Origin of the sequence: Streptomyces sp. NBC_00287 (assembly GCF_036173105.1) — a bacterium.
In the GTDB taxonomy this organism is placed as follows: Bacteria; Actinomycetota; Actinomycetes; order Streptomycetales; family Streptomycetaceae; genus Streptomyces.
On the sequence record NZ_CP108053.1, the window covers coordinates 1,982,600 to 2,009,036 of the forward strand.

Sequence of the window (26,437 nt, forward strand, 5' to 3'; positions counted from 1 at the left end):
CAGTGGCAGTTCAGCAGTCCGTGGGTGCGGACCCGTACTTCCCCGACAACGGTGATCCCCGTTACCGGGTGCATCGGTACGAACTCGCGCTGGACTACCGCCCGGGCCCCAACCGGCTCTCGGGGACGGCCCGGATCAACGCCATCGCGGGCCGGTCGCCGCTCGCCGAGTTCCAGCTGAACCTCGCCGACTTCCGGATCGGCCGGGTCCGGGTGGACGGGCGGCAGCCGCACTACACGCACCGCGGCGGGCGGCTGCGGGTGAAGCCGGCCAAAGCGATCCGGCCCGGTGCCGCCTTCACCGTCGAGGTCCACTGGTCCGGCAACCCCAAGCCGGTGAACAGCCCCTGGGGCGGGCTCGGCTGGGAAGAGCTGGAGGACGGGGCGCTGGTGGCGAGCCAGCCGATCGGGGCGCCGTCCTGGTACCCGTGCAACGACCGGCCCGCCGACAAGGCCTCGTACCAGATCTCGATCACCACGCCGTCCGCGTACGCGGTGGTGGCGGGCGGCCGGCTGCTCACGCGGACGACCAAGGCGTCGACGACGACCTGGGTGTACGAGCAGTCCGCACCGACCTCCAGCTATCTGGTCGGTCTGTCGATCGGCAAGTACCAGACGGTGCTGCTGGGCGACCCGGGCCCTGGCGGAGTGCCGCAGCACGGGCACATCCCGGCGCATCTACTGCCGCAGTTCTCCAGGGACTTCGCGCGCCAGCCGCAGATGATGGAGCTGTTCCAGGAGCTGTTCGGGCCGTACCCGTTCGACGAGTACGCGGTCGTGGTGACCGAGGAGGAGCTCGATGTGCCCGTCGAGGCACAGGGGTTGTCGCTGTTCGGCGCCAACCACGTGGACGGGGCGCGGGGTTCGGAGCGGCTGGTCGCGCATGAGCTGGCCCACCAGTGGTTCGGCAACAGTGTCTCGATCGCCGACTGGCGGCACATCTGGCTCAACGAGGGGTTCGCGAAGTACGCCGAGTGGCTGTGGTCGGAGCGGTCGGGCGGGCGTACGGCACAACAACTCGCCGCCGCCGCACACCGGTTGCTCGCCTCGCAGGCGCAGGATCTGAAGCTGGCCGACCCCGGCCGCAAGCTGATGTTCGACGACCGTCTCTACCAGCGCGGCGGCCTGACCGTGCACGCGCTGCGCTGCGAAATGGGCGACGACGCCTTCTTCCGTATGCTGCGCGGCTGGGCAGCGCTGCACCGGGGCGGTGCGGTGAGCACGACGACGTTCACGGCGCACGCGGCCCGGTACGCGAGCGAGCCGCTGGAGGAGCTCTTCGACGCCTGGCTGTACGGCACGGCGCTGCCGCCGCTGCCGAGCCCGGTGACGGCGTTGCCGGTGAAGCCGCCGTATCCGCCGAGCGCGGGGGCGTCGGCGTGAAGAAGTGTCCTTGCGGGCTGAGTCAGTCGTACGACGACTGCTGCGGCCGTTTCCACTCCGGTGCCACCGCCGCGCCTACGGCGGAGGCGTTGATGCGGTCCCGGTACAGCGCCTTCGTGAAGGGGAACGTCCCCTATCTGCTGCGAACTTGGCATCCTCGGACCAGGCCCGCGCAGCTCGACCTCGACCCGTCGATGAAGTGGACCGGCCTGGAGATCCTGTCGGCCACCGAGGGCTCGGCGTTCCACTCCACCGGAACCGTGACCTTCCGGGCATCCTTCCGGGGCGGTTCGCTGCATGAGCGGAGCCGGTTCGAGCGGGTGGACGGGGCTTGGGTGTACGTGGAAGGGGAGTTCCTCGACTAGGAGAACGGCTTCTCCCAGACCGACACATGCCGGGTGCTCTCGCTGGTGAAGGGCGCCCGGTTCCAGTCCTCCCAACGGTCGCGCAGCCGCAGTCCGGCGAGCCGCGCCATCAGGTCGAGCTCGGCCGGCCAGACGTACCGGAACGGCAGCGACCAGTGCTCGGCACGTCCGTCGACGATGGTGACGTAGTTGGAGCTCATGGCCTGGGTGGCGGTGTCGTAGGTGTCGAACGCCCACTGGGTCGGGGTGATGCGGAAGGGTACGGCGCTCTGACCGGGCGGGAGTCTGCGCAGCTCGGGTACGCCCACCTCGATGACGAAGCAGCCGCCGGGGGCCAGATGGGCGGCGGCGTTGCGGAAGCAGTCGACCTGGGCGTCCTGGGTCGTGAGGTTGTTGATGGTGTTGAACACGAGGTAGGCGACGGTGAATTGACCCTCCACCGTCGTCGTCGCGAAGTCGCCGATGGTCACGCCGATGCCGTCCCCGCCGGGCTTCTCCTTGAGTCGGGCGACCATGGCGCGGGACATGTCGATGCCGTGCACGGGCACACCGCGGGCGGCCAGGGGCAGGGCGATACGGCCGGTGCCGATGCCGAATTCGAGGGCCCGGCCGGTACCGGCCAGGTCGGTCAGGACGTCAACTACCGGCCCTACGACGTCCGTTCGGAACATCTCCGCCGAGTCGTCGTCGTAGCCGGACGCGATCTTCTCTCCGAAGTAGCCGTCTTCATCAAGCACGCGGGGACCGTACCGCTCTCGGTCGCGTGGGCGCCCGTGATTTTCAGGGTGCCAGGATGTCCAGTTCCTGGAGGGCGCCGACCGTGATCTCGCGAACCAGATGCTCGGCGCGGGCCGCGTCGCGGGACCGGACCGCCTCCGCGACCTGGACGTGCAGGGTGACCGCGGCGGGGTCGGGGTCCTCGAACATGACCTCGTGATGGGTGCGGCCGGCGAGGACCTCGGCGACGACGTCACCGAGACGGGCGAACATCTCGTTGCCGGAGGCGTTCAGGATGACCCGGTGGAAGGCGATGTCGTGGAAGAGGTAACCCTCCAGCTGGTGGCCGCGGGAGTTGGCGACCATGCCGAGGGCGCACTCGGTGAGTTCGGCGCACTGCTCGGCGGTGGCATGCCTCGCGGCGAGGCCCGCGGCGACCGGTTCGATCGCGGAGCGCAGGACGGTGAGGGAGCGCAGCTGGTGGGGCCGGTCGGCGCCGGCCAGGCGCCAGCGGATGACCTGGGGGTCGTAGACGTTCCACTCGGCCTTGGGGCGGACCGTCACACCCACCCGGCGGCGGGACTCGACCAGATACATGGACTCCAGCACACGCACCGCCTCGCGCATCACGGAGCGTGACACATCGAACTGCTGGGCGAGCTCATCCGTGCGCAGCACGCTGCCCGGCGGGTACTCGCCCGCGGTGATCGCGGGGCCGAGGGTTTCGAGTACATGTCCATGCAGCCCTCGGCCCGTTGTGCTCATGCACACAGCGTACGGGGGAGCTCACGGGAAGAAAAAGTCAGACTTATTTGTCACAGACTCTTGAATTCGTCGTACCTAATGAGTTTCAGTGTGGCCGACGTCAGAGGTCGACGTCGGATGTCGAGGAAGACAGCGAGGCAGTGATGCGTACCCCCCACGTGGTCGTCGTGATGGGCGTCGCCGGAACGGGCAAGACCACGATCGGTCCCCTGCTCGCGGCCCGGCTCGGCGTCCCGTACGCCGAGGGCGACGACTTCCACCCGCAGGCCAACATCGCCAAGATGTCGGCCGGCACCCCGCTCGACGACGAGGACAGGTGGCCCTGGCTCGATGCCATCGGCGCCTGGGCGGACGAGCGGACGGGTCTCGGTGGGGTGGTCAGCAGCTCCGCGCTGAAGCGGTCGTACCGCGACCGGCTCAGGGCCGCCGCTCCCGAGGTGGTCTTCGTGCATCTCGCGGGCGACCGCGAGCTGATCGAGAACCGGATGCGGCAGCGGCAGGGCCATTTCATGCCTACGGCCCTGCTGGACTCCCAGTTCGCCACGCTCCAGCCGCTCGAGGCGGACGAGACGGGCGTCGTGGTGGACGTCTCGGGCACGCCCGAGGAGATCACCGCACGCGCCACGGCCGCGCTGGACGCCCTCGACACACCGTCGGCCCCGACGCCGTAACCCCCCACGCCTCCCCCTCCCCACCCCCGTAACCGCAAGGGAAACCCCCGTGACCAGACTCAACGTTGAGCTGCTGGCAGCGGACACCGTCGAGCCCATCACCTCGGCCGGTCATGCTCAGCTGGGCATCGCCGTGCTGGCGGGCATCGCCGTCATCGTCCTGCTCATCACCAAGTTCAAGCTCCACGCCTTTCTGTCGCTCACCATCGGTTCGCTGGCGCTGGGCGCATTCGCCGGGGCGCCGCTGGACAAGGTCATCGCCAGCTTCACCACCGGGCTCGGCACCACCGTCGCCGGCGTGGGCGTGCTGATCGCCCTCGGCGCGATCCTCGGCAAGATGCTCGCCGACTCCGGCGGCGCGGACGAGATCGTCGACACGATCCTCGCCAAGGCGGGCGGCCGTTCGATGCCGTGGGCGATGGTGCTGATCGCCTCGGTGATCGGTCTGCCGCTGTTCTTCGAGGTCGGCGTGGTGCTGCTGATCCCGGTCGTGCTGATGGTCGCCAAGCGCGGCAACTACTCGCTGATGCGGATCGGCATCCCGGCGCTCGCCGGTCTGTCCGTGATGCACGGTCTGGTCCCGCCGCACCCCGGTCCGCTGATCGCGATCGACGCGGTGCAGGCCAACCTGGGTGTCACGCTGGCGCTCGGTGTCCTGGTCGCGATCCCGACGGTGATCATCGCCGGTCCGGTGTTCTCGCGCTTCGCCGCCCGCTGGGTGGATGTCCCGGCCCCCGAAAAGATGATCCCGCAGCGTGCCTCGGAGGAGCTGGAGAGGCGGCCGGGCTTCGGTGCGACTCTGACCACCATCCTGCTGCCGGTCGTCCTGATGCTCTCCAAGGCGCTCGTCGACATCATCATCGACGACCCCGAGAACGCCACGCAGCGTGTCTTCGACGTCATCGGCTCCCCGCTGATCGCGCTGCTCGCGTCCGTGCTGCTCGGCATCTTCACGCTGCTGCGCCCCGCCGGCTTCGCCAAGGAGCGGGTCTCCGGGCTGGTCGAGAAGGGCCTCGCGCCCATCGCCGGCATCCTGCTGATCGTCGGCGCGGGCGGCGGCTTCAAGCAGACGCTGATCGACTCCGGGGTCGGTCAGATGATCCTGGAGATCTCCGAGGACTGGTCGATCCCGGCGCTGCTGCTGGCCTGGCTGATCGCGGTGGCGATCCGGCTCGCGACCGGTTCGGCGACGGTCGCGACGGTCTCGGCGGCCGGACTGGTCGCCCCGCTCGCGGCGGGCATGTCCACCACGGAGACGGCCCTGCTGGTCCTCGCCATCGGCGCCGGCTCGCTCTTCTTCAGCCATGTCAACGACGCCGGTTTCTGGCTGGTGAAGGAGTACTTCGGCCTGAACGTCGGGCAGACCATCAAGACCTGGTCGGTGATGGAAACGATCATCTCGGTGGTCGCGGGCGGCATCGTGCTGCTGTTGTCCTTGGTGATATAGCGGCCGTACGACACTGCTGGGCCCGTCCTGTCCTCGACACCGAGGAGAGGGCGGGCCCAAGTGGGTTCCCCGGCAGGGGCCTTGGGCCCATCATGGGGAGACTTCCCGGGGGCCGGGCCCTCTTGGGAGCGATGACATCGGGGGAGTCATGGCGATCTCACTCAGGGTGCGTTTATCGGGGTTGCTCGTCGCGGGGGCGCTGGCTGTGGGGACGGCGGCGGCTTGCGGTGGGGGCGGCGGGGACGAGGAGCGGTCGGGGGGCTCCGGGGGCATGAGTGTCTCCGGGGGCACCTCGGGCGGCGGGACCGGCGGGCCGGAGGAGTCGGGCGGGGACATGCCGACCTGGCAGCCGGACGAGGACGGTGACGGCGGGTCCGGGAGTTCGACCAGCTCGGGTGGTTCCGGTGGTTCTGGTGGTTCCGGTGGTTCGGGCGGAAACGTTTCTGGAGGCTCCGGCGGCTCGAACGGGTCCGGCGGAAACGATTCTGGAGGCACGGGCCCGGGTCCCGTGGACCCAGTGGACCCACCCTCCTGGCTCCGGCCGGGACCGAAGTCGCCCAACCTGGAGAACTCGCCCGACCCGGAGAGCGTCTACGACGAGCTCGGGGAGAATCCCGGCAACTGCTCGAAGGTCTTGGGGACCATCGCCGCGGAGCCGGACAGCGGCAAACCCCAGTGGCAGGTACTCCGTGGCCTGGCCCACGCCTGCCTCGCCCTTCAGGGGCAGAGCGGCGGCAACTGGGACACCGCGGCCCAGGACTTCGCCGCGGCGGAAGGCCAACTCGGCACCTGCAAGGGCCTCGCAGCGCATAGGGTCCTGGGTGACGTCCTGCGCTTCCACGAGCAGCACCCGTCCGCCACAGTGCGGTTGAGGAGCTCGAAGGGCAGCGGCGGCGCGGACGTCTGCGCCTTCCGTATCGCCGAGGTGACCGCCGGCGGGCCCGGCGAGCGGATCACCATCTCGGTCAGCGGCGCCCACTTCAGCTCCGAGGACCTGCAGTCCACCCGTGTCTTCATCGACAAGAAGCAGTCGAACGGCGGACTCACCCTCGTCTCCGAGTCGGGCGACGGGTTCTCCTTCACCGCCGAGGTGCCGCCGCTGGACATCTACCCGAAGACCGTCGACGTCACCATCGATTACAGAGGCGAGACCACCAAAAAGGACGCCGTCACCATCGAGGATCCCAACCCCACCGGCTCCTCCCCCGAAGTCTCCCCGTCACCCGTCATCTCGCCCTCCCTGTGACCACGGCACCTGCGGACCCGGAGCCCCCGGAGCCGCCACCACCCGACCCCGAACCCCCCGAACCCCCAGAGCCCGAGCCCGCTCCCCCTCCCCCGCCCCCACCCCGCAACTGGTTCGAGCTCATCGGCACCGCCGGCTCCCTGCTCTCCCTCTTCACCGCCGTCCTCTTCTACTTCGGCTGGGCCAGTACCGACGCCGAGACCCGGGCACTCGGTCTGCGGGACACCCTGTTCCGGCTGTCCACCGCCGACTATCTGCTGCGCAGCGTGGACGCGCTGTACTTCCCCGTGCTCGCCCTCGCCGCCGCCGCGATGGTCGGGGCCGTCTTGCACCGCAAGGTCGAGAGTGATCCCGCCCGTGCGGAGCCGGTGCTGAAGGTGCTGCGGCATGCCTGGGTGCCCGCGCCGCTGCTCGTGCCGCTCTTCTATCTGTCGCCGGGACCCCTCTTCGATCTGCTCATCCCCCTCGCGGCGATCGTCGGCGTGCTGGTCAGCGCGTACGCCCGTACTGGTCCGCACCCGGACGGCACCGCACCCGAACCGCATCGGCCCGCACGGATCTGGGCCCCCGCCCTCCTCGTCGCCGTCGTCTCGCTGTTCTGGGCGGTGTACGCCTACGCGGGGATCATCGGCCGCGGCCGAGCGGCCGAGACGACCGCTACGGTGACCGACGAGTTCCCGGCCGTGGTCGTGTTCAGCGAGGAGGACCTGCTCATTCGCGGGGGCGGCAGCTGTGTCGCGGCCGTCGACACCGAGAACAGTCCCTATCGCTTCCGGTACGCCGGGCTGCGGCTCTTCCATGTCGCGGGTGATCGGCTCTATCTCGTACCCCGGTACTGGGCGCCTTGGGACGGAAAGCTCTACATACTCCACGAAGGAGATCCCGGGCTGCGCGTGGAATACGTCAGCGGTGCGGCCCACCGGGCGAGCGAGTGCCCGATGCCCCGCTGACCCTCACGGCCGCCACAGCGGATGCTCCCGCTCCGCCCACTCCCGGCTCACCGACCCCGTGCGCATCCCCCGCCGTGCCTCCGGGTCCGCCAGGGCCATGCCGATGTGGCCTGCCAGGACGATGCCGATCGTCAGGGCCAGCCAGTCGTGGACGAAGGTGGCGCTGGTGCGCCACATCAGGGGGGTGAGGTGGGTGAACCACATCATCAGGCCCGTGGCGAGCATGACCAGAGTCGCGCCGGCGATCCAGGACGCGTAGATCTTCTGGCCCGCGTTGAACTTCGCCGACGGCCGGGAGCCCGGGCGCCGGTCGCGGTGCAGGGCCGCGTGGAGCCAGCGGCGGTCGTGGGGGCCGAAGCGGTTCAGGTGGCCCAGGTCGGCTCGTAGGGCTCGGGAGGCCAGGCCCGCCAGGAGCGGGACCGGGAGGGCCAGGCCCGCCCACTCGTGGATACGGACCACCAGCTCGCGTCTGCCGACCAACTCCGCGAGCTGGGGGACGTACAGGCAGGCCGCCGTCACCACGCAGGTGAGCATCAGTGCGGCGGTCGTGCGGTGGACCCACCTGGTCGCCCGGCCGAAGCGGCCGAGGGTCGTGGCGGGCGGGGCCTCAGCTCGTAGGCTCATCGTCGCGTCCGTTCGAGCGGCCCACCCAGGCGTCGACGTCGTAGCCGCGCTCCTCCCAGTAGCCCGGGCGCACGTCCTCGGTGACGGTGATGCCCGAGAGCCACTTGGCGGATTTGTAGAAGTACATGGGGGCCACATAGAGGCGGACCGGGCCGCCGTGGCTGTGGCCGAGGTCCTTGTCCTGCATGCGCAGGGCGACCAGGACGTCGGAGCGGCGGGCCTGGTCGAGCGTGAGGCTCTCGGTGTAGACGCCGTCGAAGCAGGTGAAGCGCACCGCCCCGGCCGAGGGGCGCACTCCCGCAGCGTCCAGGAGCCGGGACAGGCGCACCCCTTCGAAGGGTGTGTCGGGAACCCGCCAGCCGGTGACGCACTGGACGTCGCGGACCATGCGGGTCTGCGGCAGCGCGCGCAGCTCGGCCAGGGTGTACGACATCGGGCGGTCGACCAGGCCGTCGATGGTGAGGCGGTAGTTCCCGGCGTTCTTGTGCGGCACGGAGGAGGCGACCGAGTAGTAGCGGAAGCCGCCGCCGTTCGGGAGCAGACCGGTCAGGCCCGTGGGGTCCTTTTCGGCGGCGCCGGCCAGGAAGGACTCCATGCCGCGTTGCAGGACGGGCGCGGTAACCACGCCCAGGGCGCCCAGGCCCAGGGTGCCGAGGAGGACGCGGCGGCCGATCGGCTTCCCGCGTTCCTCGGGCTGTACGGGGTCTTCGGGGTTCACATGTTCATTCGAGCACCCACGACCCACTGCCGACCAGGGGCCGCGGGTGCCCGTCAGAGTTCCGTAATCTCAGTGCGAGGTCTCCGCCGCCTTCTCCAGCTGGAACGCCTCGTTGCCCAGACCGATGCCGGCGTGCGCCTCGGGGTTGCGGGCGCGCAGGACGAGGCCCTGGGCCAGGCCGATGACCAGAGCGAGGGCGATGATGCCGGGCAGGATCCAGTTCAGGGACGAGCCCGGGCCCGAGCCGACGAGGACGTCGAAGTCCTTGACGGTGTAGACGACGATGAACAGCAGCGCGACCGTGGCGAGCCCGGCGGCGGTGAGCCGCCAGAACTGGCTGCCCGCGGCCCCGCGGCGGACGAAGAAGACCACGACGGACACCGAGGCGATCGCCATCAGGAGCGTCACGCCGAGCGCACCGACGTTGCCCATCCAGGTGAACAGGTGCAGCACCGGCGCGGTCGGGTCGCCGGTCGGCTTGTCGTCGGCGAGCGCGAAGGCGGCCACGACCACCAGGGCGATCACCGTCTGGAGCAGGGAACCGGTGCCGGGAGCGCCGCTCGCGCTGCTGGTGCGGCCGAAGGCGCTGGGCAGCAGGCCCTCGCGGCCCATGGCGAAGGCGTAGCGGGCGACGACGTTGTGGAAGCTGACCATCGCGGCGAACATGCCGGTCACGAAGAGCACGTGCAGGACGTCGGTGAAGGTCTCCCCGACCAGGCCCTCGGTGAGGAAGAACAGCATTCCGGCGCTCTGTTCCTGCGCGGTGCCGACGACGGCGTCGGGGCCGGTGGCGACGGTGATCGCCCAGCAGGTGAGGGTGTAGAAGACGGCGATGCCGCCGATGGCCAGGAACATCACACGCGGCACGAGGACATGCGGGCGGCTGGTCTCCTCGGCGTACACGGGGGCCTGCTCGAAGCCGAGGAAGGCCGCGACGCAGAAGCACAGGGCGGTGCCGATGCCGGCGCCGCTGAGCGTGTCCGGGTTGAAGGCGTGCAGCGAGAGGCCCTCGGGGCCGGGGTCGCCGAGGGCGGCCACGTCGAAGATCACGACGAGGGCCACCTCGATGAGGAGCAGAACGCCGAGCACGCGCGCGTTGAGGTCGATCTTCAGCCAGCCGAGCGCGCCGACGAAGAGCACGGCCAGCAGCGCCGGGATCCACCAGGCGAGCTCGATCTCGAGGTAGGTGGCGAACAGGCCGGAGACCTCGAAGCCGAAGATGCCGTAGATGCCGACCTGGAGGGCGTTGTAGGCGACGAGCGCGACCATGGCGGAGGCCGCGCCGGCGGTGCCGCCGAGGCCGCGGGAGATATAGGCGTAGAAGGCGCCGGCGTTGTGCACGTGCCGGCTCATCTCGGCGTACCCGACGCTGAAGAGGGCGAGCACCACGCCGAGGATCACGAAGAGGAGCGGCTGCCCGACGATGCCCATCACCCCGAAGGTCGTGGGCATGACACCCGCGACCACCATGAGGGGTGCCGTCGCGGCGAGCACGGACAGCAGCAGACCTGCCGTGCCGAGCCGATCGGCGCGCAGGGCCCGGTCCTGGCCCTTGAACGTACTGATGCCGCCGGGGGCGGGGGGACTGCTCGTTCTCGAACTGCCCGTGGTCATCGCGGAGTTGTCCTTTCGGGGGTGGCGGGGGTCGACGTGCTTCACACCGTGCCGAGCGCGTTGTCGCGGGCGGTACGGAAGGCGGGGTACGGATCGCGGTCCGGGTAGGACCAGGGCGCCGGGGTGGCGTGTTCGCCGATGCGGTGGAAGAGGGCGGCGGCCTCGGCGCCCCGGCCCTCGCAGTACTTGGCGTGGGCGAGGAAGTTCAGATCGACCAGGCGGCGCGGATGACCCTCGTGCTCCCACTCCAGCCACCAGTCGAAGGCGGCCTTCATCACCTGGCGGGCCCGGCGGCCGGCCCAGTGCCCGGAGGCGGCCGGATCGGCGGGCTCGTGCCCGGCGGCGGCCAGTACGCGGTAGCGCTCGGCGTGCGCGATGACCGGCAGGATCGCGAGCGGGGAGTCGGCGGGGGCGCGCTCGGCGGCGCCGTTGGCGAAGTCGTACACCTCGTGCAGCGGGTCCGGGCCTACGGCCGGGTGGCGCTCGGCGAGCCGGGCGACCATCAGATGGTGGGCGTGGTGGTGGTCCGCGTGCCGGCGGCGGACCTCCTCGAAGAGCTTCAGCGCCTCCTCCTCGGTGCCCGTGCCCCGGGTGAGCATGAGCAGGCCGAGCCATGGGGTGGGGTCGGCCGGGGCGTGCGCGGCCGCGGTATGGCAGGCCTCGCGGGCGCGGTCCGGCTTCTCCTTGCCGCGCAGGGCGCGCCGGACCTGGGCGAGGGCGAGCAGGACGCGGGCGTCGGCGGACTCGGGCTCGGCGAGCAGCCACTCCCGGGCCCAGGGGGCGCTGTAGGGCTCCTGGGCGAGGACACTGACGCGGTGGCCACGGCGGTCCCAGTCGTCGGCGGTGTGGGCGAGCAGCGTGCGTGCGGTCTGCCACCGGCCCTGCGCCAATGCCGCCCGCGCGGCGGCGAGCTCGAGGTCGTCGAGAGCGCCGTCCAGGGTCTGGGCCGCGCGTTTACGGCCGCGGCCGAGGGGTGGCGGGGGTGGAGACACCGCGGGAACATCCTCACGCGACGCGGGTCGTCGTCTGGTTTCGGTTTGCCATCGAGCGATCACGCACAGCCAACCCCCAGCCAAGGCTTCACGTCAAGAGTCGCCTGGGTGTTACACGCGTCAACTCGTGTGACTGATGGGGCACTTGTGAACATCTACGGCGTCCAGATACCGGGATTGGACCGTACCTGTGGCGTACGCCATGGCTTTTCCGGCCCCGAACACGGACCATGGCGGGAAGTCCATTCGCTCCCTGGGGCGCGCCGGGTCCCGGGACGCTACAGTCGGCCCTTACGCAGTACGCCCCCCGAGCCCCGGCCGAACGATCGAGGAACGTCGCGTGTCGCTTCAGGTACTGATTCTCGCCGTGAGCGCCGCCTGCTGCCTGGGCTTCGGATTCGTCCTGCAGCAGAACGCCGCCCAGAAGGCGCCCCTCAGCGACTTCCTCTCCCTCCGGATCCTGCTCGACCTGGTGAAGGTGCCGCGCTGGCTCGGCGGTATCGGGCTGATGGTGGTCGGCATGGCGCTCGGCGCCGTCGCCCTCGGCCAGGGCCAGCTGTCCCTGGTGGAGCCGCTGCTCGCGACCAACCTCCTCTTCGCGATGGCCCTGTCCCGACGCCAGACCAAGCAGTCCCTGGGCCGCCAGGGCTGGCTCGGTCTGCTGCTGCTCGCGGGCGGGGTGACCGCGTTCATCGTGGCCGGCGAACCGACCGGCGGCACCGCGCTGACGGACCCATTCCGGCAGTGGCTGATCATCGGCGTCATGGTCGGGACGGCCCTGCTGCTCACGGCGTACGCCAAGCGCTCACGGCTCAGCTCGGGCCCTGTTCTGCTCGCCACGGCCGCCGGTCTCCTCTACGGCGTCCAGGACGCCCTCACCCGGGTGACCGGCCAGCGCTACAGCGAGGGCGGCCTCGCCGAGGTGCTGACCAGCTGGCAGCCGTACGCCGTGCTGGCGCTCGGTGTCACCGGTCTGGTGCTGGTGCAGAGCGCCTTCGAGACCGCGTCGCTGCGCAAGTCGCTGCCCGCCCTGACCGCCGCCCAGCCGCTGGCCGGGATCGCCTGCGGGGTCGGCTTCCTCGGCGACCGGCTGCGCACCGACGTCGGCGCCCTGGCCTGGGAGTCCGCCGGGCTCGCCGCGATCGTCGTGGGTATCGTCCTGCTCGGACTGCACCCGGCGATGCCGTCCGGAGCGACGGTCCGGGAACCGGCGCGGAAGCTCCAGCCGGCCGGCTGACCTCTCGGCCCCTGCTTGGATGGGCCCCATGAGCGCAGCTGACGAGATCCTCGACGTCGTCGACGAGAACGACCACGTCATCGGTGAGGCCCCGCGCGGCCGGGTCTACGCCGAGGGCCTGCGACACCGATGTGTGTTCATCCAGGCCAGGGACGCCGACGGCCGCCTCTTCGTCCACCGCCGCACCTCGACGAAGCTGGTCTTCCCCTCCATGTACGACATGTTCGTCGGCGGAGTCGTCGGCGCGGGCGAGTCCTATGAGGATGCGGCCCTGCGGGAGGCCGAGGAGGAGCTGGGGGTGTCCGGGCTGCCGGAGCCGGAGTTCCTCTTCAAGTTCCTCTACGAGGACGGCGCCGGGCACAGCTGGTGGTCGGCCGTGTACGAGGTGCGCTGCGAGCTGCCGGTGAGCCCTCAGGTGGAGGAGGTGGCCTGGCACGCTTTCCTGCCGGAGTCGGAGGTGCAGGCGCGCCTCGCCGACTGGGAGTGGGTGCCGGACGGGCTCGCCGCGTACGAGCGGCTGCGGGCACACCGGGCGGCTCAGGGCTCCCGGTAGGGTCCGGGGCGTGATCGAATTCGTACGGAACGTCCGGCTGTGGTTCGCGCCCCAGGAGATCCGGCGGGAAGGCGCCACACCGGACTACCGGTTCTCGCTGGCCAACGAGCGCACCTTCCTGGCCTGGCTGCGCACCGCGCTGGCGCTGATCGGCGGCGGTTTCGCCGTGGACCAGTTCCTGCCGGACCTGCGCTGGGGCTGGCGGGTCGGACTCGCCCTCGCGCTGCTCGCGGCGGGCGTGCTGTGCTCCTTGCGCGCGGTCAATCACTGGGTGGCATGCGAGCGGGCGATGCGCCGGGGGGAGGATCTGCCGGTCTCGCGGTTCCCGGCGGTGCTGAGCACGGTGGTCGCGGTCGTGGCGCTCGCCATGGTCGTGGTGGTGCTCGTCGGGTGGGAGGGGTGACCTCGCCGTCCGCGCAGCCGACGCGGGACCCGGGGCTCCAGCCCGAGCGGACCCGGCTCGCCTGGCGCCGTACGACCTTGGCGGGCACCGTCGCCGCGGTGCTGGCCGGGAGGGCCGCACTGCACGGCGGGGTCTCGGCGCCGCGGATCCTCGGCTGCGCCCTGTGCTGCCTGCTGTGGCTGGGCTTCCTCATGGTCGCCAACCGCCGTATCCAGACCCTCGCCACGAGCCCGCGCCCGAGGCCCCTCGCACCCCGGCACGCCACCGTGGCGGCGCTGTGCACGGTGGGTCTTGCGGTGTGCGGGGCGGTGCTGATCCTCTAACCCGTCTCTTCCTTCTCCCAGTCCACCGTCACCACGATCTTGCCCCTGGTCCGCCCCTCCTCGTTGAGCCGGTAGGCGTCCGCCGCCCGCTCCAGCGGGAACGTCTCCGAGACGTGCACGGAGACCACGCCCTGTTCGGCCAGTTCGGTCAGCCGCAGGAGGTCCTCGGCGTCGGGCCGTACGAAGTAGTAGCGGCCGCCGTAGTCGAAGACCTCCGGGTCGGCGATGGACACCAGTCGCCCTTCCGGGCTCAGCACGTTCGCCGACGCCTTCAGCGCCTCGCCGCCGACGGTGTCGAGGACGGCGTCCACGCCCTCGGGGGCCAGGCCCCGTACCCGCTCGGCCAGACCCTCGCCGTACTCGACGGGCTCGCCGCCGAGGCCGCGTACGAAGTCGTGGTTGTGCGCGCTCGCCGTACCGATGACCCGGGCGCCCACATGACGGGCGAGCTGGACGGCGATGGAGCCGACCCCGCCGGCCGCCGCGTGCACCAGAACGGTCTCGCCGCGCTTCACCTGGAGCACCTTGATCAGCACCTGGTAGGCGGTGAGGCCGACGAGCGGCAGCCCGGCGGCCTCCTCGAAGGAGAGGTTGCGGGGCTTGCGGGCCAGGGTGCGCACCGGCGCGGCGGCGTACTCGGCGAAGGTGCCGCGGCACAGCAGGTCCTCGCGTACGTATCCGATGACCTCGTCGCCGACGGCGAACTCCGTGACGGAGACGCCCGGTTGGACGACGACACCCGAGACGTCCCAGCCCGGTACCACCGGGAACACGGCCTGCAGTGCGCCGTCGAGATAGCCCTCGCGGCACTTCCAGTCGACGGGATTCACGGCCGCCGCGCGCACCTTGACCAGCACCGAGTCGGGACCGACCTTGGGATCGGCCACCTCACCGTGGACGAGCACATCGGGGCCGCCGTAGCGTGAATAGCTGATGGCCTTCATGGCTCCGACCCTCCGGGGCACGCGGACGCCACGCAAGCCGAATGACCGGATATGGGCCGTTTGCGTGGCAGCCTGTCGGTCGTTCGTCATCCCCCGCACCTCCGAAGGTGAGCACCATGACCACCCTCCACCAGGAACACGCCGCCCACGCCCACGACCACGGACCCGGCTGCGGACACACCGAAGTGCCGCACGGCGACCATGTCGACTACGCGCACGGCGGGCATATGCACCGTCTGCACAGCGGACACTGGGACGAGTGCGAGCCGAGCGGGCACGCCACGCACGAGGGCCATGAGCACGAGCACGGAGAGGGTTGCGGGCACGAGAGCGTCCTGCACGGCGACCATGTCGACTACGTCCACAACGGCCACCGGCACGCGGCGCACGAGGGTCACTGGGACGACCACTGACCGAAAAAGGTCCGGCCGACGGCTCTCCGTCTCCTCCGGCGGGGAGCTGTCGGCCTATCGTGGCTCCGATCACGTTGGGCTCGCGCACTGGACGACATACCGACCGGTCGGCATCATTGGTCGGGTCTCGTTCACCTGCCCGTAGGAGCATCGATGAGCCCCGACCACCCGCCCGGACTGGATCTCGACCGGCTGCGCGCCCTGCTGGAGCGCGAGCGCCCCGGCCTGGTGCACGGTCCGCTGACCGGACGGCTGATCGAGGGTGGACGGTCGAACCTCACCTACGTCGTCTCGGACGGCACCGGCCGGTGGGTCGTACGCCGGCCTCCGCTCGGCCATGTCCTCGCCACCGCGCACGACATGAAGCGCGAGCACCGGGTGATCAGCGCGCTGCACCCGACTAACGTGCCGGTGCCGCGGCCCGTGCTGCTGTGCGAGGACGAGGAGGTCCTCGGGTCGCCGTTCTACGTCATGGAGTTCGTCGAGGGCACCCCGTACCGCACCGCCGACCAGCTGGTCCCGCTGGGTGCGGAGCGCACGCGTCAGGCGGTGCTCTCGCTCGTGGACACCCTGGTGGATCTGCACGCGGTGGACCCCGCCGAGGTGGGCCTCGCGGACTTCGGCCGCCCGGAGGGCTTCCTGGACCGCCAACTGCGCCGCTGGGGCAAGCAGTTGGTCGCCTCCCGCAACCGTGAGCTGGCCGGCATCGACGAGCTGCACGCCACCCTCGGAGGTCAACTGCCCGTCTCCCCCACGCCGACGGTGATCCACGGCGACTACCGGCTGGACAACGTCCTGATCGGGAGCGACGACGAGATCAAGGCCATCCTCGACTGGGAGATGTCCACGCTCGGCGATCCGCTCACGGACCTCGGCCTGCTGGTGATGTACAGCCTGCCGCTGGGCATGCCCGACTCCCCCGTCTCCACCACGGCCGAAGCGCCGGGACACCCGGATCCGGCCGAGCTGATCGAGCGGTACGCGGCGCGCTCGGGGCGCGACGTCTCCGCGGTCTCCTGGTACACGGCGTTCGCCTGGTTCAAGCTCGCCGTGATCCTGGAGGGCATCCACTACCGCTACACGCTGGGCCAGACGGTCGGACGCGGCTTCGACCGCATCGGCGATCTGGTCCCGGTCTTCATCGAGCACGGTCTGACCACTCTTCAGGAAGGCTGACGGGACATGGACTTCGCGTTCGACGCGCGCACGGAGGAACTGCGCGCCAAGCTGCTCGCCTTCATGGACGAGTACGTCTATCCGGCCGAGCCGGTGGCCGAGGAGCAGCGGGCCGCGCTGGCGTCGCCCTGGGACACCCCGGCCGTGGTCGAGGAGTTGAAGGCCGAGGCGCGCAGGCAGGGCCTGTGGAACCTCTTCCTTCCGGACACCGAGTACGGCGCGGGCCTCACCAACCTCCAGTACGCACCGCTGGCCGAAATCACCGGCCGCTCCCCCCACTTGGCGCCCACGGCGACGAACTGCGCGGCGCCGGACACCGGGAACATGGAGGTGCTGACCCAGTTCGGCGACGAGCAGCAGAAGAAGCAGTGGCTGGAGCCGCTGCTGGCGGGGGAGATCCGCTCGGCGTTCGCGATGACCGAGCCCGAGGTGGCCTCTTCCGACGCCACCAACATCACCACGCACATCGAGCGGGATGGCGACGAGTACGTCATCACCGGCCGCAAGTGGTACATCTCCGGGGCGATGAACCCGGACTGCAAGATCTTCATCGTGATGGGCAAGACCGACCCGGACGGCGAGGACATCCGCCGTCAGCAGTCGATGATCCTGGTCCCGCGCGACACCCCGGGCGTCACCGTCACGCGCGCGATGCAGGTCTTCGGGTACGAGGACCACTCCCACGGCGGCCATGCCGAGATGATCTTCGACCACGCGCGCGTGCCGGTCGCCAACCTGATCGGCGAGGAGGGCGGCGGCTTCGCCGTCGCGCAGGCCCGCCTCGGTCCGGGCCGTATCCACCACTGCATGCGGCTGATCGGCATGGCCGAGCGGGCGATCGAGCTGATGTGCCGCAGGGCTGTGTCCCGTCAGGCGTTCGGCAAGGCGCTGGCCCAGCAGGGCGTGGTGCACAACTGGATCGCGGACGCGCGGGTGACCGTGGAGCAGCTCCGGCTGCTGGTCCTCAAGACGGCCTGGCTGATGGACACCGTCGGCAACAAGGGCGCCCACACCGAGATCCAGGCCATCAAGATCGCCACCCCGCGCGCCGTGGTGGACATCCTCGACCGGGCGATCCAGCTGCACGGCGCGGGCGGGGTGAGCCAGGACTTCCCGCTGGCCGAGCTGTACGCGAGCGCCCGCACGCTGATGATCGCGGACGGCCCGGACGAGGTGCACCAGCGGTCGCTCGCGCGACGCGAGCTGAAGAAGTACCTGCCTTAGGGACGCAACGCCCTCAGGAGGAGGTCGGCCAGCTGGTCGGCGACCTCCTGGGGGCTCATCGGCCCGTCGGGCCGGTACCAGGTCGACAGGTGGTGGACGGAACCGAAGTGGTAGTCCACCACCAGGTCGGCCGGGGTCGCCTTGGAGAAGACCCCCGCCTCCTGGCCTTCCTCGATGAGCGCACGGAAGCGCTCGTGGTAGCGCCGGCGCTCGGCGCGCACCTGCTTGTTCTTCTCGGGGCTCAGATGGTGCATCGAGCGGAAGAAGATCGACGCGTCGTCGAGGTTCTCGATGGTGGTGACGACGACATCGGCCGCTGCGGCGCGCAGCCGCTTCTCCACCGGCTCGTCGGCGCCCGCGAAGGCGTCCAGGCGCTCCTGCTGGACGCGCAGCACGCGCGCGTACACCTCGTGCAGCAGGTCGTCCTTGGAGCCGAAGTAGTGGTACAGCGCCCCCTTGGTGACGCCGGCCGCCTCCACGATCTCCTGTACCGAGGTCCGGTCGTAGCCCTGCTCGGCGAAGAGCCGGGTGGCGGCGGCCAGCAGCCGCTGCGGGACGGGGGTGCCGTCTCCGTCCGTCGTCCTGGGCACTGTGCCGCCACCTGCCTTTCGAGTTCTTAATTGCTGTCGTGCGCGCGGGAACGGAGTTCCCGCCGGAGGATCTTCCCACTCGCCGTCTTCGGCAAGTCGGGCAGTATCTCCACCTGGCGCGGGTATTTGTAAGCGGCCAGTCTCTCCTTGCAGTACACCGCGAGTTCATCCGGGTCGGTTTCGACGCCCGGACGCAGGCTGATGTACGCCTTCACGGTCTCCCCGCGGTACCCGTCGGGCACCCCGACGACGGCCGCCTCACGCACCGCCGGATGGGTGTACAGCACGTCCTCGACCTCACGCGGCCACACCTTGAACCCGGACGCGTTGATCATGTCCTTCTTGCGGTCGACGACATACAGCCAGCCCTCGGGATCCATGAACCCGATGTCACCGGTACGCAGCTCACCGCCCGGGAAGGTCTGAGCGGTGGCGTCGGGCCGCCGCCAGTACCCGGGCACGACCTGCGGCCCGCTCACAACGATCTCGCCCTGCTCCCCGAAGGGCACCTCCGCGCCCTCCTCGTCGACGATCCGCACGACCGTGTCGGGACCGGGCACCCCCACGGCTAGCGTCCCGGAGGCCGCATCCACGGGCGCCTCCCGGCCCGGCGGTACGGCGGCGCAGGGCGCGGTGCACTCGGTGAGCCCGTAGCCGTTGCGGATGTACGGCCCGAAGCCGGCCCGGAACTTCTCCACCAGCGCGGGCGGCAGCGGGGCGCCGCCGGAGGAGATGATCCGGAAGGAGGCGAAGTGCTCGCGGGTCACGGACGAATGGGCGGCCAGCGCCATGAAGGCGGTCGACGGACCGACGGTGTAGTGCGGGTGGTGCTCGGCGAACGCGTCCAGCACGACACCGGCCTCGAAGCGGTACGCCAGCACCAGGGTGCCCGCACTGTTCAGACAGGCGCCGAACTGGCAGACCATGCCGGTGATGTGGAACAGCGGGGCCATGGCGAAGTACACCGGCGCCTCGGGCAGCGGCAGCCCGGTCCGCTGCCGCTCGGCGTTGTGCATGATGTTGCCGTGCGTGTTGGTGGCGCCCTTGGGGGTGCCGCTGGTGCCGGAGGTGTAGCTGATCAGCGCGACGTCGGAGGGCTGCGGGTCGCGTCCCTCGGGTGCCTGGTGACCGGCACGCGCCACAGCCGCCAGATCGTCGGCGTCGGCGGCCTGCGGCAGCCGCTCGAAGTTCAGCACACGCGCGTCGCCCCGAGTCTGGAAGTCCAACTCACAGCCCGTGAGCACGATCCGCACCGGCGAGTCGGCGGCGGTCTCGCGCAGATACGACTCCCAGGCGCGATCCGAGCAGATCAGCGCCGTCACGTCCCCGTCCCGCAGGACGTGCGCCATCTCCCCCGACTTGTACATCGGGTTGACCGGCACCACGGTCGCGCCCGCCTTCCAGGCGCCGAGCACGGCGACCACGAAGAGCGGGGAGTTCTGGAGCAGCACGGCCACCCGGTCACCGCGCTCAAGACCCCGCGCGGCCAGATGCCCGGCGACGGAGTCGCTCAGCTCGTCGACCTCGCGGTAGGAGAGACGGCCGTCGAAGTAGGCGAGGAAGGCACGGTCCGGGTGCTCGGCGGCGGCCCGGCGCAGGGCGTGCACCAGGGAGTCGGCGGGGTCGATCGGGGCGCGCTGGGCGTCGTCGAGGAGGGCGAGCCAGGGCTTGGCGGCATACCGGGAGTCGCTCACCGACCGGCCTCCCACTTCTGCTGGATGTGGTTCATGGTGCTCAGCCAGCGGTCCGGATCACCCGCCCGGGCCTGATAGAACCCGGCGACCTCGGGATGCGGAAGGATCAGGAACCGATCGTCTTCCATACCCTTGAACAGCGCGTCGGCCACGTCGTCCGGCTCGATGGCGGTCGGCTGAAGCACCAGGTCGCCCGCGGTCCCGGTGGCGGCGAGCATGTCGGTCCGCACCCCCTGCGGGCAGATGGCGTGCACCTTGATCCCCCGGTGCCGATAGGTCAGCGACAGCCACTCGGCGAAGGCGTACGCCCCGTGTTTGGTGACGCTGTAGGGCGCGGCCCCGATCATGGTGAGCAGCCCGGCGGCGGACACGGTGGAAACGAACCGCCCCTGCCCACGCTCCAGCCACCCCGGGATCAACTCCTGCGCGGCCCGCACGTGGGCCATGACGTTCACGTCCCAGGCGAGCGCCCAGACGTCCTCCCCCGCGGCCTCGGACCCACCGGAACCGACGCCGGCGTTGGCGCAGTAGACGTCGATGTCGCCACCGAGAGCGTCACGGGCGGCACCGACGACGGCAGAGGCGTCACCGGGCACGGCAATCCCCCCGATCTCACCGGCGACGGCTTCGGCCTTGGCAGCATCCAGATCGTTCACGACGACCCGGGCCCCGGCCCCGGCAAACCGCCGGGCGAGAGCGGCCCCGATCCCTCCACCGGCTCCGGTGACAACGACTCCGGCGTCCTCCAGGGCTTCCACCATCGTTCTCCTTCGACATGCGGCTCGATCGACACGGACAGACTAACCAGTCGGTATGTAACAAAGGAAGGGCGCGGGAGACATGCCCAGGGGCGCGGGGAACTGCGCGACAAGCCACAGACGACCGACAGCTTACGAACAACCGCACCACCCCTTACCGTGCCCTCCATGCGCTTTACGAGACGAACTCTCCTAGTCGCAACCCCAGCCCTCGCGGCCACCACAACCCCCGCAGCCGCCGCAGGCCGACGGCTGCAAACGGGCTTCGAACGCCTGGTCTCCGACGAATACTCTCCCCTCAACGGCCAGCGCGTCGGCATCGTCACCAACCCCACCGGCATCACTCGAGAAGCCCGCCACATCGTCGACGTCATGCACGAAGACGACAGGGTGGATCTCAGGGCCGTCTTCGGGCCAGAACACGGCTTCCGAGGCACCGCCCAGGCAGGCGGCTCCGAGGGCCGCTACGACGACCCCGCCACCGGCCTCCCCGTGTACGACACGTACCTCAAGAGCGGCCGGCCCCTCGCCGACATCTTCACCACGTCCGGCGTCGACACGATCGTCTTCGACATCCAGGACGTAGGCGCCCGCTTCTACACCTACATCTGGACGCTCTACGACTGCATGGAGGCAGCCCAGCTCGCAGGCAAGCGCTTCGTCGTGCTGGACCGCCCCAACCCGGTGACCGGCCGCGCAGCGAACGGCCCCATCCTGCACAAGGAGTTCGCCACCTTCGTAGGCAGGCAACCCATCTCGCAGGCGCACGGAATGACGGTCGCCGAGCTGGCCCTGCTGTTCAACGGGGAGTTCCTGACAACCCCCGTCCCCCTGGAAACCGTCACGATGACGGGCTGGCGGCGCTCTGAGTTCTACGACGCCTCGCATCTGCCCTGGGTCCCGCCGAGCCCGAACATGCCGACTCCGGACACGGCCCTGGTGTACTCGGGGACCTGTCTCTTCGAGGGCACGAACCTCTCCGAGGGCCGAGGCACCACCCGCCCCTTCGAACTCCTCGGCGCGGAGGGCATCGACGGCCGCTGGGCCGCCGAGGTCAATCGACTCGGCCTGCCGGGCGTGCACTTCAGGGAGGCGTACTTCACGCCCACCTTCTCCAAGTTCCAGGGCAAGACCGTCGGCGGCGTCCAGATCCACGTCCACGACCGGGCCGCCTACGACCCCGTCCGCACCGGAATCGCCCTCCTCGTCACCGCCAAGAAGACGTTCCCCGGCTTCACTTGGCGCTCCGACAACTGGATCGACAAGCTCACCGGCTCCACTCAGGTCCGCACGGCAATCGACGCGGGCGCGAGCACGGACGAGGTGGTGGACGGCTGGCAGGAGGAACTGGCCGCGTTCCGGAGGATTCGAAAGGAATACCTCCTCTACAGATGACCCGCGCCGTATGGCCAACTCTGCCCCGTGGCGGGACGATACGCCCACATCGCACCGCTACGGGGGACGGAGGGGCCCGTCATGGCACGACCGGCAATGAGCGTGTCTCCTTATTGGGAGCTCACCTTCGACGCGGACGGAGATCCCGACGCCCGGGCCCGGGACCGGCTGCTCGCCGGGGTGGCCCAGCACGGCGTGCATGATCTGCTCGTCTTCGCGCACGGCTGGAACAACGACCGATCCGGGGCGACACGGCTCTACGACAGCTTCTTCGCGCCGATCCCGGAGCTGGCGCCGAAGGCGAAGGTCGGGTACGTGGGCGTCGTATGGCCGTCGATGCGGTTCTCGGACGAGCCGATCCCCGACTTCCCGCGCGCCGTGGCGGCCGAGCTGCCGCCGCGGCCGGTGCTCGACAAGGACACCCGGCACGCACTGCTGGAGACGTTCCCCGGGCGGGCGACCGTGATCGACCAGCTCGCCCGGCTGCTGGAGCAGCAGTCGCGCGAGGAGGCCGAGCTGGAGGAGTTCGGGCGTCTTGTGCGGCTGTTGGTGGATCTGGTGCCGCCGGGCCCGCAGGCGCTGTTCGCGGCGGACACGCTCGCGGAGGGCGTGCCGCAGGACGAGCCGGCGATGTTCCACGGGACCGCGGCCGAGAGATGCGAGGAGTTCGCTCGGGCGCTCGCACAGCTGGAGTCGCCTGATGAGACGGCTCCGGACGCCTCCTTCGCGCTGCCGAACCCCTGGGAGGGGGCGCACGAACTGCTGCGGCAGGCGACGTACTACGCGATGAAGCGGCGTGCGGGCACGGTGGGTGAGCGGGGACTCGGGCGGGTGATCGGGCAGCTCGCGGCGCGGTCGCCCGGGGTGCGGGTGCATCTGGTCGGGCACAGTTTCGGCGGGCGGCTGGTGTCGTTCGCGCTGCGCGGGCTGCCCAAGGGGGTGCGTACGGTGAAGTCCGTGACGCTGCTCCAAGGGGCCTTCTCGCACTACGCGTTCTCGGCCCGGCTGCCGCACGACCCGCGCGCGGGAGGGGTGCTCCAGGGGCAGCACAACCGTATCGACGGACCGTTGGTGTGCTGTTTCTCGCGGCACGACGACGCCCTGGGCACGATGTACCCGCTGGCTTCCCGAATGGCGGGCCACGACCGGGAGTTCCACGGTTTCGACATCGGGCGGGCGCTGGGCGCCAAGTGGGGAGCGATGGGCTTCGACGGGGTGCAGTCGGTGCCCGGCACCAAGAATCTCAAGCTCGCCGACGCGCTGCGCGGGCCGTTGCCCGCGGCGGGGTGTGTGAACGTCGACGCGGCGGCGGTGGTCCGGCGCGGTGGTCCGCCGGTCGGGGCGCACAGCGACATCGTGCACCGGGAGCTGGCCCGGCTGGTGCTGGCGGCGGGCCGCGTGCGCTGACCCGCCGCCTGCTCCCGTGTCACCGGTGCGAGGTGAACTCCACGACCTGCTGGTAGGTCGGACGGTTCTGCCAGCTGATCCTGGCGTGGTTGATGCCGCCGAGCGGGCGCTGCACGATCGAGTCGGCACACCACTGGTCGCCCGCCGAGCAGCCGTCGTCGCCGGGATAGACCTGGGCGGCGGTCTTACCGGCCGCCGTCTTCAGGGTGCCGATGAGGCTGTCCCGGCAGGCGGTCAGGCTGCCGCCGCCGCAGTACTCACGGGCCAGCGGCCCCTCGACCGACTCACCGAGCACCGACCGCAGATCCTTGTCGACATAGCTCCACCAGCCGTACTGGAAGGAGCTGCCGGCATGGGCGCCGGTCGGGCCGTGGGCGGCCGAAGGGGCTTCGTCGACCGGCAGGTTGGCGGTGAAGGCGGTGAACAGCTCGCTGCCGAGGCCCGGTTCGAACTCGGCCTTCACCAGCAGCGGCCACCAGGCGTCCAGGACGCGGATCGCGTCGGCATGGGCGTACGTCTTCGAGCCCGCCGAGGTCTCCGTGCGCCGGGCGCCCGCCGTGACCCACGCGGACAGCTTGTCGACGGCCGCCTTCGCCGCCGTATCGGTCACCGGGGAGCTGTTCACGACCTTCAGCAGGTCCGGCAGAACGTCCTCGGCGCGCAGATCGGCGAGCCCTGCCTCGGCCATCGCCTTCACCAGCGCGGCTCGGGTGACCCCGCCCTGGGCGATCAGCTTCTTCACCCGGTCGTCGAGGAGGTTGCCGCGGTGGACCGAGCCGTCGCCCCAGGGGGCGGTGGTGTAGTCGGCGGCCTGCTTGTTGTTCCAGGAGATGTAGTAGTCCTGGTCGATGGAGTTGGGGTGGGCGGAGGGCGGGGTGTAGTCGGCGGTGTTGGTCGTCGGGTTCCAGTTGCGCCACTCGTACGACGGCTGCGCCCACACCGGGAACTCGGCGTCGACGCCGGTCGCCCGTACCGGGTTGTCGCCGCTGTTGTAGTAGGCGGTGTGCTCGGAGTCGGCGTAGAACCAGTTGAAGGTGAAGTTGATGTGCTGCACCGCCGTCTGGAAGGTCTCGGGGCTCTTGAGGTAGTCGGGGTCGTTCAGCATCTGGAAGCCGATGATCGAGTCGGCCTCGTGGAAGAAGGACGAGCGCAGGGTGGTGTAGGCGACGCGCTTGCCGTCGACGGTCGCGCGGTGCGAGACGGGTCCGTATTTCGTGCGCCAGACCCTGAGGGTGTACGAGCCCGCGGGGGTGTCGTCGGCGGTGGTCGGCTTCCAGGCGTTCTTCCGCTCGATCTTCTCCATCGCGGTGCAGGTGCCGCGGTAGAGGTAGTGGTAGTCGTCCTGGCACAGTTCGACGGCGTAGGTGTCGATGATGTCCTGGCCGGAAGTGGTCGCGCTCCATGAGTAGTCCTGGCCGCGGCCGAGTTCGACGTACATGCTCAGACCCGCGAAGGAGGCGCCGCGGGCGCTGATGCCCGGGCCCTGGATCTCCTGGAGGAGCAGGAGCTGGGGTGCGAAGTAGCCGGTCTGGGGGCCGAAGACGGCGACGGGGTGGCCGCTTGCGGTGTGCTCGCCGCTCACGACGAGGGCGTTGGACATACCGCGGCGGGCCGAGCTCATGGCCGTCTTCGTCGCCGTGGCCGAGGTGTCGGCGGCGGTGGCGGTGGCCGCGCTGCCCGTACGGTCGTACACCAGGGGCTCCGCGGTCACCGAACCGGCGGCCGGTAGCGCCGTGCCCTGCGGGTTCGCGGGCTTCTCGGCGTACGGGAAGCTCTTGTCGTGGACGGTGACGACCGCCTCGGGGTCGTTGCGCTCGCGGAAGGACTCCCAGACCTCGGTGCCCTCGGCGACGCCGTATCTCTCCTGGGCGGCCAGCAGGGACATCGCGTTGTTCACCTCGCCGCCGCCTCCGGAGCCGAACAGCGCGCCGATGACGGAGGCGAGGGCGACCAGGTCGGTGGCCTTGAAGTGCTCGATCGTGCCGGCGTTGGTGACGGAGTCCTTGTGGCCGGTCAGGACGTACTCGCCGGGGAAGTAGCGGCCGCTGTCGGAGGCGTCGATGTAGGCGTTGATGCCGGCGACATAGGCGTTGACGTCGGCGAGGGCCTGCTGTCCGCGTGCGCCGTTGTCGGCGACGGCGTTGTCGATCTGGGCCTGGAGGTCGGCCTCGGTGTAGGGCGCGTGGCGCCAGAACTCCTGCTCAAGGCCCTGGTTGGCGGGGTCGCCACCGGCGAAGGAGGTCAGCTGTCCTCGTCCGACGTGCCGGAAGACGTCCATGAGCCACAGCCGGTCCTCGGCCGCCGCATAGCCGGCGCCGAACTCCGTGCCGTATCTGGTGGTACCGGTGATGTGCGGCACACCGGTCTTCTTGTCGCGGACGATCGTCACATCACTGCGACCGGCCGGCCTGACGGTGGAGGCGACTTGATCGGCGGGGACCCCGAAGGAGGCGTCATTGAAGAAGTTGGTGATCGTGGAGTTGGTGAGGCCGGGGTAGCCGGTGGCGAGGTTGTTGTAGGGACCGAGCTGGTCGGAGGCGTGCGCGGGCATGGTGCCGAAGGCCTGGTTGAGCAGAATCTGGGCCAGGGTGGCATTGCCGTTCTCGCCGGGCGGCAGGATGTCGGAGCACTGGTTGCCGCAGTGGTCGGTCACCGCCGTTGCCCCCGCGTCCGCGTCCTCAGCGGCGACCGCCTGGGAAAGCGGGGACAAAAGACCGGCAATGAGCACGCATACGGATGCCGTCTTCAGGAACCCGGGGAATCTGCCGGGAGTTCTCTGTCTGTCGAGCGCGGTGCGGGGGATGCGCCGTGGCATGGCAGCTCCTACCG

Annotated in this window: 26 protein-coding genes; 15 read left to right on the forward strand and 11 right to left on the reverse strand. The window is 70.3% G+C overall.

Annotation, left to right across the window (positions count from 1 at the left end):
- The first annotated feature begins 2 nt into the window (after positions 1 to 2).
- Together OHT76_RS09020 and OHT76_RS09025 are read left to right on the forward strand one after the other, a co-directional pair.
- Positions 3 to 1,382 carry a M1 family metallopeptidase gene (locus OHT76_RS09020; protein ID WP_328870228.1) on the forward strand — a complete coding sequence of 460 codons (1,380 nt, stop codon included), beginning with the start codon at positions 3 to 5 and terminating at the stop codon, positions 1,380 to 1,382.
- Positions 1,379 to 1,747: a YchJ family protein gene (locus OHT76_RS09025; RefSeq protein ID WP_328870229.1), complete on the forward strand. Its 369-nt coding sequence runs from the start codon at positions 1,379 to 1,381 to the stop codon at positions 1,745 to 1,747. Before OHT76_RS09020 ends, OHT76_RS09025 begins: the two co-directional genes overlap by 4 nt.
- On the opposite strand, the gene OHT76_RS09030 is transcribed toward OHT76_RS09025, so the two are convergent.
- Entirely contained in the window at positions 1,744 to 2,484 is a 741-nt protein-coding gene (locus OHT76_RS09030) for a class I SAM-dependent DNA methyltransferase (protein WP_328870230.1), read from the reverse strand. The two genes, OHT76_RS09025 and OHT76_RS09030, sit on opposite strands and share 4 nt — an antisense overlap.
- A 43-nt stretch (positions 2,485 to 2,527) precedes the next feature.
- On the reverse strand, positions 2,528 to 3,229 hold the full coding sequence (locus tag OHT76_RS09035; protein WP_328870231.1) for a FadR/GntR family transcriptional regulator: 702 nt from the start codon (positions 3,227 to 3,229) through the stop codon (positions 2,528 to 2,530).
- 143 nt (positions 3,230 to 3,372) lie between these two features.
- Between OHT76_RS09035 and OHT76_RS09040 the strand changes: the two genes are divergently transcribed.
- From OHT76_RS09040 to OHT76_RS09055, 4 genes are all read left to right on the forward strand, one after another.
- The gene (locus tag OHT76_RS09040; RefSeq protein WP_328870232.1) at positions 3,373 to 3,900 is read left to right on the forward strand and encodes a gluconokinase; all 528 of its coding nucleotides are present in this window, start codon (positions 3,373 to 3,375) and stop codon (positions 3,898 to 3,900) included.
- A gap of 49 nt (positions 3,901 to 3,949) precedes the next feature.
- A complete protein-coding gene (locus tag OHT76_RS09045; protein ID WP_328870233.1) occupies positions 3,950 to 5,347 on the forward strand; it encodes a GntT/GntP/DsdX family permease in 1,398 nt (465 codons plus the stop codon).
- A gap of 517 nt (positions 5,348 to 5,864) precedes the next feature.
- Positions 5,865 to 6,593, forward strand: a complete 729-nt coding sequence (locus tag OHT76_RS09050) for a hypothetical protein (RefSeq protein WP_328870234.1) — start codon at positions 5,865 to 5,867, stop codon at positions 6,591 to 6,593.
- Entirely contained in the window at positions 6,590 to 7,543 is a 954-nt protein-coding gene (locus tag OHT76_RS09055; RefSeq protein WP_328870235.1) for a hypothetical protein, read from the forward strand. The genes OHT76_RS09050 and OHT76_RS09055 overlap by 4 nt, the downstream gene beginning before the upstream one ends.
- 3 nt (positions 7,544 to 7,546) lie before the next feature.
- On the opposite strand, the gene OHT76_RS09060 is transcribed toward OHT76_RS09055, so the two are convergent.
- From OHT76_RS09060 to OHT76_RS09075, 4 genes are all read right to left on the reverse strand, one after another.
- Positions 7,547 to 8,167, reverse strand: coding sequence for a cytochrome b/b6 domain-containing protein (locus OHT76_RS09060; RefSeq protein ID WP_328870236.1), 621 nt, complete (start codon positions 8,165 to 8,167; stop codon positions 7,547 to 7,549).
- Complete coding sequence (locus OHT76_RS09065; protein WP_328870237.1) at positions 8,151 to 8,885, reverse strand: molybdopterin-dependent oxidoreductase; 735 nt, start codon at positions 8,883 to 8,885, stop codon at positions 8,151 to 8,153. Before OHT76_RS09065 ends, OHT76_RS09060 begins: the two co-directional genes overlap by 17 nt.
- A gap of 69 nt (positions 8,886 to 8,954) precedes the next feature.
- Positions 8,955 to 10,499: an APC family permease gene (locus tag OHT76_RS09070; RefSeq protein ID WP_328870238.1), complete on the reverse strand. Its 1,545-nt coding sequence runs from the start codon at positions 10,497 to 10,499 to the stop codon at positions 8,955 to 8,957.
- 41 nt (positions 10,500 to 10,540) lie between these two features.
- Positions 10,541 to 11,491, reverse strand: coding sequence for a hypothetical protein (locus OHT76_RS09075; protein WP_328870239.1), 951 nt, complete (start codon positions 11,489 to 11,491; stop codon positions 10,541 to 10,543).
- A 340-nt stretch (positions 11,492 to 11,831) separates the two neighbouring features.
- On the opposite strand from OHT76_RS09075, the gene OHT76_RS09080 reads away from it, so the two are divergent.
- The 4 genes from OHT76_RS09080 to OHT76_RS09095 are packed head-to-tail and all read left to right on the forward strand — an operon-like array spanning position 11,832 to position 14,007.
- Complete coding sequence (locus tag OHT76_RS09080) at positions 11,832 to 12,728, forward strand: DMT family transporter (RefSeq protein ID WP_328870240.1); 897 nt, start codon at positions 11,832 to 11,834, stop codon at positions 12,726 to 12,728.
- A gap of 28 nt (positions 12,729 to 12,756) precedes the next feature.
- Positions 12,757 to 13,281, forward strand: a complete 525-nt coding sequence (locus tag OHT76_RS09085) for an NUDIX hydrolase (RefSeq protein WP_328870241.1) — start codon at positions 12,757 to 12,759, stop codon at positions 13,279 to 13,281.
- A 10-nt stretch (positions 13,282 to 13,291) separates the two neighbouring features.
- The gene (locus OHT76_RS09090) at positions 13,292 to 13,684 is read left to right on the forward strand and encodes a YidH family protein (protein ID WP_328870242.1); all 393 of its coding nucleotides are present in this window, start codon (positions 13,292 to 13,294) and stop codon (positions 13,682 to 13,684) included.
- A complete protein-coding gene (locus OHT76_RS09095) occupies positions 13,681 to 14,007 on the forward strand; it encodes a DUF202 domain-containing protein (RefSeq protein WP_328870243.1) in 327 nt (108 codons plus the stop codon). Before OHT76_RS09090 ends, OHT76_RS09095 begins: the two co-directional genes overlap by 4 nt.
- Here the strand turns inward: OHT76_RS09095 and OHT76_RS09100 are convergent.
- Entirely contained in the window at positions 14,004 to 14,951 is a 948-nt protein-coding gene (locus tag OHT76_RS09100) for an NADP-dependent oxidoreductase (protein ID WP_328870244.1), read from the reverse strand. The two genes, OHT76_RS09095 and OHT76_RS09100, sit on opposite strands and share 4 nt — an antisense overlap.
- Positions 14,952 to 15,067: 116 nt before the next feature.
- Between OHT76_RS09100 and OHT76_RS09105 the strand changes: the two genes are divergently transcribed.
- The 3 genes from OHT76_RS09105 to OHT76_RS09115 all read left to right on the forward strand — a co-directional run bounded on the left by OHT76_RS09105 (position 15,068) and on the right by OHT76_RS09115 (position 17,764).
- Positions 15,068 to 15,364 carry a hypothetical protein gene (locus tag OHT76_RS09105; protein ID WP_328870245.1) on the forward strand — a complete coding sequence of 99 codons (297 nt, stop codon included), beginning with the start codon at positions 15,068 to 15,070 and terminating at the stop codon, positions 15,362 to 15,364.
- Between the two features lie 153 nt (positions 15,365 to 15,517).
- Entirely contained in the window at positions 15,518 to 16,540 is a 1,023-nt protein-coding gene (locus tag OHT76_RS09110) for a phosphotransferase family protein (protein ID WP_328870246.1), read from the forward strand.
- A gap of 6 nt (positions 16,541 to 16,546) precedes the next feature.
- On the forward strand, positions 16,547 to 17,764 hold the full coding sequence (locus OHT76_RS09115) for an acyl-CoA dehydrogenase family protein (RefSeq protein ID WP_328870247.1): 1,218 nt from the start codon (positions 16,547 to 16,549) through the stop codon (positions 17,762 to 17,764).
- Here the strand turns inward: OHT76_RS09115 and OHT76_RS09120 are convergent.
- Genes OHT76_RS09120 through OHT76_RS09130 form a run of 3 tightly spaced genes read right to left on the reverse strand, consistent with a single transcriptional unit; the run spans position 17,761 to position 20,809 of the window.
- The gene (locus tag OHT76_RS09120) at positions 17,761 to 18,354 is read right to left on the reverse strand and encodes a TetR/AcrR family transcriptional regulator (RefSeq protein ID WP_328870248.1); all 594 of its coding nucleotides are present in this window, start codon (positions 18,352 to 18,354) and stop codon (positions 17,761 to 17,763) included. The genes OHT76_RS09115 and OHT76_RS09120 overlap by 4 nt on opposite strands.
- 26 nt (positions 18,355 to 18,380) lie before the next feature.
- Entirely contained in the window at positions 18,381 to 20,048 is a 1,668-nt protein-coding gene (locus OHT76_RS09125) for a class I adenylate-forming enzyme family protein (protein ID WP_328870249.1), read from the reverse strand.
- Positions 20,045 to 20,809 carry an SDR family oxidoreductase gene (locus tag OHT76_RS09130; RefSeq protein WP_328870250.1) on the reverse strand — a complete coding sequence of 255 codons (765 nt, stop codon included), beginning with the start codon at positions 20,807 to 20,809 and terminating at the stop codon, positions 20,045 to 20,047. Before OHT76_RS09130 ends, OHT76_RS09125 begins: the two co-directional genes overlap by 4 nt.
- 165 nt (positions 20,810 to 20,974) lie before the next feature.
- On the opposite strand from OHT76_RS09130, the gene OHT76_RS09135 reads away from it, so the two are divergent.
- The gene (locus OHT76_RS09135) at positions 20,975 to 22,201 is read left to right on the forward strand and encodes an exo-beta-N-acetylmuramidase NamZ family protein (protein ID WP_328870251.1); all 1,227 of its coding nucleotides are present in this window, start codon (positions 20,975 to 20,977) and stop codon (positions 22,199 to 22,201) included.
- An 81-nt stretch (positions 22,202 to 22,282) separates the two neighbouring features.
- Entirely contained in the window at positions 22,283 to 23,608 is a 1,326-nt protein-coding gene (locus OHT76_RS09140) for a serine-threonine protein kinase (protein WP_328870252.1), read from the forward strand.
- Positions 23,609 to 23,627: 19 nt separating this feature from the next.
- Here the strand turns inward: OHT76_RS09140 and OHT76_RS09145 are convergent, their stop codons facing one another.
- On the reverse strand, positions 23,628 to 26,423 hold the full coding sequence (locus OHT76_RS09145; protein WP_328870253.1) for a penicillin acylase family protein: 2,796 nt from the start codon (positions 26,421 to 26,423) through the stop codon (positions 23,628 to 23,630).
- Positions 26,424 to 26,437 lie beyond the last annotated feature (14 nt).

Bases quoted from the DNA above. Each gene is read 5' to 3' on its own strand.
- OHT76_RS09035 (WP_328870231.1), bottom strand. From the start codon at position 3,229: ATGAGCACAACGGGCCGAGGGCTGCATGGACATGTACTCGAAACCCTC.
- OHT76_RS09040 (WP_328870232.1), top strand. From the start codon at position 3,373: ATGCGTACCCCCCACGTGGTCGTCGTGATGGGCGTCGCCGGAACGGGC.
- OHT76_RS09060 (WP_328870236.1), bottom strand. From the start codon at position 8,167: ATGAGCCTACGAGCTGAGGCCCCGCCCGCCACGACCCTCGGCCGCTTC.
- OHT76_RS09070 (WP_328870238.1), bottom strand. From the start codon at position 10,499: ATGACCACGGGCAGTTCGAGAACGAGCAGTCCCCCCGCCCCCGGCGGC.
- OHT76_RS09085 (WP_328870241.1), top strand. From the start codon at position 12,757: ATGAGCGCAGCTGACGAGATCCTCGACGTCGTCGACGAGAACGACCAC.
- OHT76_RS09100 (WP_328870244.1), bottom strand. From the start codon at position 14,951: ATGAAGGCCATCAGCTATTCACGCTACGGCGGCCCCGATGTGCTCGTC.
- OHT76_RS09105 (WP_328870245.1), top strand. From the start codon at position 15,068: ATGACCACCCTCCACCAGGAACACGCCGCCCACGCCCACGACCACGGA.
- OHT76_RS09110 (WP_328870246.1), top strand. From the start codon at position 15,518: ATGAGCCCCGACCACCCGCCCGGACTGGATCTCGACCGGCTGCGCGCC.
- OHT76_RS09115 (WP_328870247.1), top strand. From the start codon at position 16,547: ATGGACTTCGCGTTCGACGCGCGCACGGAGGAACTGCGCGCCAAGCTG.
- OHT76_RS09130 (WP_328870250.1), bottom strand. From the start codon at position 20,809: ATGGTGGAAGCCCTGGAGGACGCCGGAGTCGTTGTCACCGGAGCCGGT.
- OHT76_RS09135 (WP_328870251.1), top strand. From the start codon at position 20,975: ATGCGCTTTACGAGACGAACTCTCCTAGTCGCAACCCCAGCCCTCGCG.
- OHT76_RS09140 (WP_328870252.1), top strand. From the start codon at position 22,283: ATGGCACGACCGGCAATGAGCGTGTCTCCTTATTGGGAGCTCACCTTC.
- OHT76_RS09145 (WP_328870253.1), bottom strand. From the start codon at position 26,423: ATGCCACGGCGCATCCCCCGCACCGCGCTCGACAGACAGAGAACTCCC.